The 3,868-nt window shown below is 24.3% G+C and carries 8 protein-coding genes; 3 read left to right on the forward strand and 5 right to left on the reverse strand.

The window, feature by feature from the left end; all coding sequences use genetic code 11:
* Together Q5F54_RS11600 and rluF are read right to left on the reverse strand one after the other, a co-directional pair.
* The coding region (locus tag Q5F54_RS11600) for a hypothetical protein (protein WP_331562778.1) at positions 1–391 on the reverse strand (391 nt) is incomplete at its 3' end.
* Positions 392–475: 84 nt separating this feature from the next.
* Positions 476–1,174 carry a 23S rRNA pseudouridine(2604) synthase RluF gene (gene rluF, locus Q5F54_RS11605; RefSeq protein WP_277232570.1) on the reverse strand — a complete coding sequence of 233 codons (699 nt, stop codon included), beginning with the start codon at positions 1,172–1,174 and terminating at the stop codon, positions 476–478.
* A gap of 342 nt (positions 1,175–1,516) precedes the next feature.
* Here rluF and Q5F54_RS11610 point away from each other — a divergent pair, with 342 nt between their 5' ends.
* Both Q5F54_RS11610 and Q5F54_RS11615 read left to right on the forward strand, forming a co-directional pair.
* The gene (locus Q5F54_RS11610; RefSeq protein ID WP_281537245.1) at positions 1,517–1,939 is read left to right on the forward strand and encodes a DUF3783 domain-containing protein; all 423 of its coding nucleotides are present in this window, start codon (positions 1,517–1,519) and stop codon (positions 1,937–1,939) included.
* A 65-nt stretch (positions 1,940–2,004) separates the two neighbouring features.
* Positions 2,005–2,352 carry a DUF134 domain-containing protein gene (locus Q5F54_RS11615; protein WP_071120381.1) on the forward strand — a complete coding sequence of 116 codons (348 nt, stop codon included), beginning with the start codon at positions 2,005–2,007 and terminating at the stop codon, positions 2,350–2,352.
* 39 nt (positions 2,353–2,391) lie between these two features.
* Here Q5F54_RS11615 and Q5F54_RS11620 read toward each other — a convergent pair whose 3' ends face one another.
* Positions 2,392–2,601 (reverse strand): cold-shock protein, encoded by a 210-nt coding sequence (locus tag Q5F54_RS11620; RefSeq protein WP_281537244.1) that lies wholly within the window; start codon positions 2,599–2,601, stop codon positions 2,392–2,394.
* Positions 2,602–2,736: 135 nt separating this feature from the next.
* On the opposite strand from Q5F54_RS11620, the gene Q5F54_RS11625 reads away from it, so the two are divergent.
* On the forward strand, positions 2,737–3,039 hold the full coding sequence (locus Q5F54_RS11625; RefSeq protein WP_281537243.1) for a rhodanese-like domain-containing protein: 303 nt from the start codon (positions 2,737–2,739) through the stop codon (positions 3,037–3,039).
* Positions 3,040–3,067: 28 nt separating this feature from the next.
* On the opposite strand, the gene Q5F54_RS11630 is transcribed toward Q5F54_RS11625, so the two are convergent.
* Together Q5F54_RS11630 and Q5F54_RS11635 are read right to left on the reverse strand one after the other, a co-directional pair.
* On the reverse strand, positions 3,068–3,436 hold the full coding sequence (locus Q5F54_RS11630; protein WP_071120384.1) for a hypothetical protein: 369 nt from the start codon (positions 3,434–3,436) through the stop codon (positions 3,068–3,070).
* A 156-nt stretch (positions 3,437–3,592) separates the two neighbouring features.
* On the reverse strand, positions 3,593–3,868 hold a 276-nt coding region (locus Q5F54_RS11635), incomplete at its 5' end, for a manganese efflux pump (RefSeq protein ID WP_302334470.1).

Consider the following 3,868-nt stretch of genomic DNA (forward strand, 5'->3'; position numbering starts at 1 on the left):
AAAGCGCTAACCCTTCAATTCTTCCTAATTTTAAATTAATTCCAAATACTAATAAAAGTATACTAACTAATATTAAAAATGGAGTATCTTTCTTTATAGTTTCTTCTTGAACTGGAAGTTTAGCTATAATAGATGAAACTCCTAGAACAACAAGAACATTGAAAAAGTTTGATCCAACAACATTAGCAACACTCATATCATTTTGTCCTGCTAAAGATGATGTAACACTAACAGCAGCTTCTGGTGCACTTGTACCCATAGCTACTATAGTTAACCCGATAATCATAGAAGGTACATTAAACTTTTTTGCAATTGATGAAGCACCTTCAACAAATACATCTGCACCTTTTATAAGTAATGCAAATCCTATTATTAAAATTAAAAATGACAAAAATATTCCTCCCTAAATACATATTAAATTTTAAACTATAGCATAGTATATCATATATACATAGTTTTGAAAATTAGATATACTTTATTTTATTAATTCAGATACTTCACTCTTAGATAATACTCTCCATTTCCCATAAGGTATACCTTTTAATGTTAAATTCATGATTCTAACTCTTTGAAGTTTTTCAACTGAATATCCAAATACCTCACACATTCTACGTATTTGACGATTTAAACCTTGCGTTAAAACTATTTTAAATGTACGATTATTAACCTTTGTAACAAGACATTTGTTAGTAGTTACGTATTTATTAGTTACAGGATTAAATATACGAACACCATTAGACATTTTATTTATAAACTCTTGAGTTATATTTTTATTAACTGTAACCTTATATTCTTTTTCATGTTTGTTTTCTGCTCTAAGTATCTTATTTACTATGCTTCCATCGTTAGTTAAAAGAATAAGACCTTCTGATGGCTTATCTAATCTTCCTATTGGGAAAATTCTTTCTGGATAATTAACATAGTCAATAATATTTCCTTTTACATGACGTTCTGTTGTACAAGTTATACCTACAGGTTTGTTAAGTGCTATATAAACATTGTTATTTTTAGGCTTTATAAGCTTATTATTTACCTTAACCATAGCACCTTCTTCTACAGTTTGACCAACTTGTGCTTTTTTTCCATTTACAGTAACTCTACCTTGTTCAATAAGCTTGTCAGCTTCTCTTCTTGAACAAAGTCCAGTTGAACTTATATAGTTATTTAATCTCATTAAAGGACCTCCTAAAACTTTAGTATAACTTATTCATTATATTATAGTTAATTTATCTAAGCAATAATAAAAACTAAGTTAATTAAATATATGTAGTATTAGTTATATACAAATAAATTAGCTATATAAATATATATTTTGACACTATTGGTGTATATATTATTTAAACATTGGAAAATTTTACTGTAAAATAATAAAATATCAAATACAATAATTATATCTAACTAATATGGTTAATATACTAGAAGGTAAATAAAGTAGGGCTAATATAAATGAATTTTAAAATATATGTTTTAAATTAAAAAATGTTAGGTAATTATAAAATGAAGGGATGTGTTTAATATGACATTTAAAAATTTAAAGGAGTTAAATACTACAGAATCTAGAAGTTGTGCTTTAGTATTTAATTTTAATAATAAAGAATTAATTAAAATAAAGAGTGTATTTAGATTAAGTGGAATAAGTGATATTATTATACTAAAAAATGATAATTTAAATACTACTATAAAAGATATATTATATGATAACTTATTAGAAGATAGCGAAGAAAAAATAAATAGTAGAGCTATTGTATTTAATAACATAGAAAGTAGAAAGATTAGTGCTGTATCTGATAATTTAAAAAGATTAAAAGTACAAAGACCTTTATTAGCCACAGTAACAGAAACATCAATTAATTGGGACTTAAAAAATCTTTTATATAACTTACAAGAAGAAGCTATTAGTTTAAATAGCTCAAAAGTATCTATACATAAAAATTCATAAGTAAATACACAATTACCTAAATTTTATACATATAATTAATTATGTATAAAAGGAGGTCGTTGAGTATGAAAGTTGAATTGACAACTATTGAACTCAAGGCACTTGAGTTAAAAGATATAAATAATTTTAATGATAAAAAATGTGCAAGTATAATGAGTATAAGTGTTAAAGAATATAACGATATATTAAATAAAGCAAGAGAAAAAGTAACTAAGGCACTTATAGATAAAGATGAAATTAATATTATAGATATTAGTGTAAATGAACAACCTAAATGTACTACTCTATGCAAATTTAGATGTGCTGTATGTGGTCAAATATATGAGATAGATTATACTAAGGAAGATATAAAGTGCCCATTATGTTTATCTAGTAAAATTATGACAAATGAAGAAGCTGGTTTCTTAAAATAATTAAAATCCCTTATAATTTAGATTATAAGGGATTTTAACTTATAACTTAGATACATTTATAGCAGAAAGACCTTTAGGTGCCTCTACTATATCAAATGATACTTCTTCACCTTCGTGTAAATCCTTATCATGTCCATTTTCTTTTACGTTTGAATAGTGTACAAAAACATCATTTCCATCATTTGCAGATATAAATCCATATCCTCTATCATTATCAAACCATTTTACAACACCCATATAATTTGCCATATATAAATATCTCCTTTTTAAATTTTGATATAATATATTATTTACTGATATATTTCATTTTATTAAAAAAATTTGGGGAATTGGTATAAAAGTAGGGTATAAAGATGGTATACTAAGTTGGGCGAGGTGATTTTAGTGAGCTATAAAAATATAAGTAGCAATGAATTAAAAAAGTTAATACAAAATAATGAAAATATATTATTAATAGATGTAAGAAGTGAAGAAGAATTTGAAGAAGTTAATATAGAAACATCAATAAATATACCGTTACAAGATTTACTATATAATATAGATGAATTACAAGATCATAATGATAAAGATATAGTAATTTATTGCAGAAGTGGACATAGAAGTATTACAGCATGCAATTTATTGGCTATGGAAGGATTTAATAAGTTATACAACCTAGAACGTGGAATAATAGACTATTTAAAATAAGAGAGCTTTAATTAAGCTCTCTTATTTTTTATTCACATACTATTATATCAACTTTTGATAAATCAAAATCATAAAAATCTTGAACTAATTCAAAAATAACATTTTCTATATAATATATATCTTTTTTCGAAAACTCATATTTAAAATCCATTTCAAAAACATTAATATTATTTATTATAAGTCCAATTGTATTATAGTCTTTTTTTACTTCTATTTTTAAGTAATCTGTTTTTACACACTTTAAAGTTTCTAATAACTTTTTTAACATAGAATCAATAATAACATTTTTATAAGCTATATCAAAGTTGGTATTACAATCTCTACAGTACGTATATGTAGAATTTGTACTAGATGTTAGATATTTAAAATTGTCGCTATTACAATAGTTGCATGTCATATAAATAGATCCCCCAACACATAATGAAATTTTATAAATATAAAGTATTTTACCTTTTATACTTATAAGACATTATACCATTTTTGATATATATATGTTTACTTGTAAATTATAGAAAAACCTATTATACATTAATATATATAATAGGTTTAAAGTTTAAAAAGTTCTTATAAATGCTAATATAATAAGAAGTACACCAGATAGCCAAGATAAGTTTACATTTATTATATTAGCAAAATGTCTTCCTAATTGACTTCCTACTCTTAAACAAACTATACCAACTAAAAAACAAAGTATTATAACCTGTGCATAGTTTACATATCCCAATCCGCTACCAAATCCAACTGCTAAACTATCTAAGGAAAGAGCAATTGCTAAATAAAAAGCTTCTTTAGCACTAAGTAATTTAGAATTATCATAATCAGCCTTTAT

Origin of the sequence: uncultured Romboutsia sp. (assembly GCF_958366745.1) — a bacterium.
Classification (GTDB): domain Bacteria; phylum Bacillota; class Clostridia; order Peptostreptococcales; family Peptostreptococcaceae; genus Romboutsia; species Romboutsia timonensis.

Bases quoted from the DNA above. Each gene is read 5' to 3' on its own strand.
- rluF (WP_277232570.1), bottom strand. From the start codon at position 1,174: ATGAGATTAAATAACTATATAAGTTCAACTGGACTTTGTTCAAGAAGA.
- Q5F54_RS11610 (WP_281537245.1), top strand. From the start codon at position 1,517: ATGACATTTAAAAATTTAAAGGAGTTAAATACTACAGAATCTAGAAGT.
- Q5F54_RS11615 (WP_071120381.1), top strand. From the start codon at position 2,005: ATGAAAGTTGAATTGACAACTATTGAACTCAAGGCACTTGAGTTAAAA.
- Q5F54_RS11620 (WP_281537244.1), bottom strand. From the start codon at position 2,601: ATGGCAAATTATATGGGTGTTGTAAAATGGTTTGATAATGATAGAGGA.
- Q5F54_RS11630 (WP_071120384.1), bottom strand. From the start codon at position 3,436: ATGACATGCAACTATTGTAATAGCGACAATTTTAAATATCTAACATCT.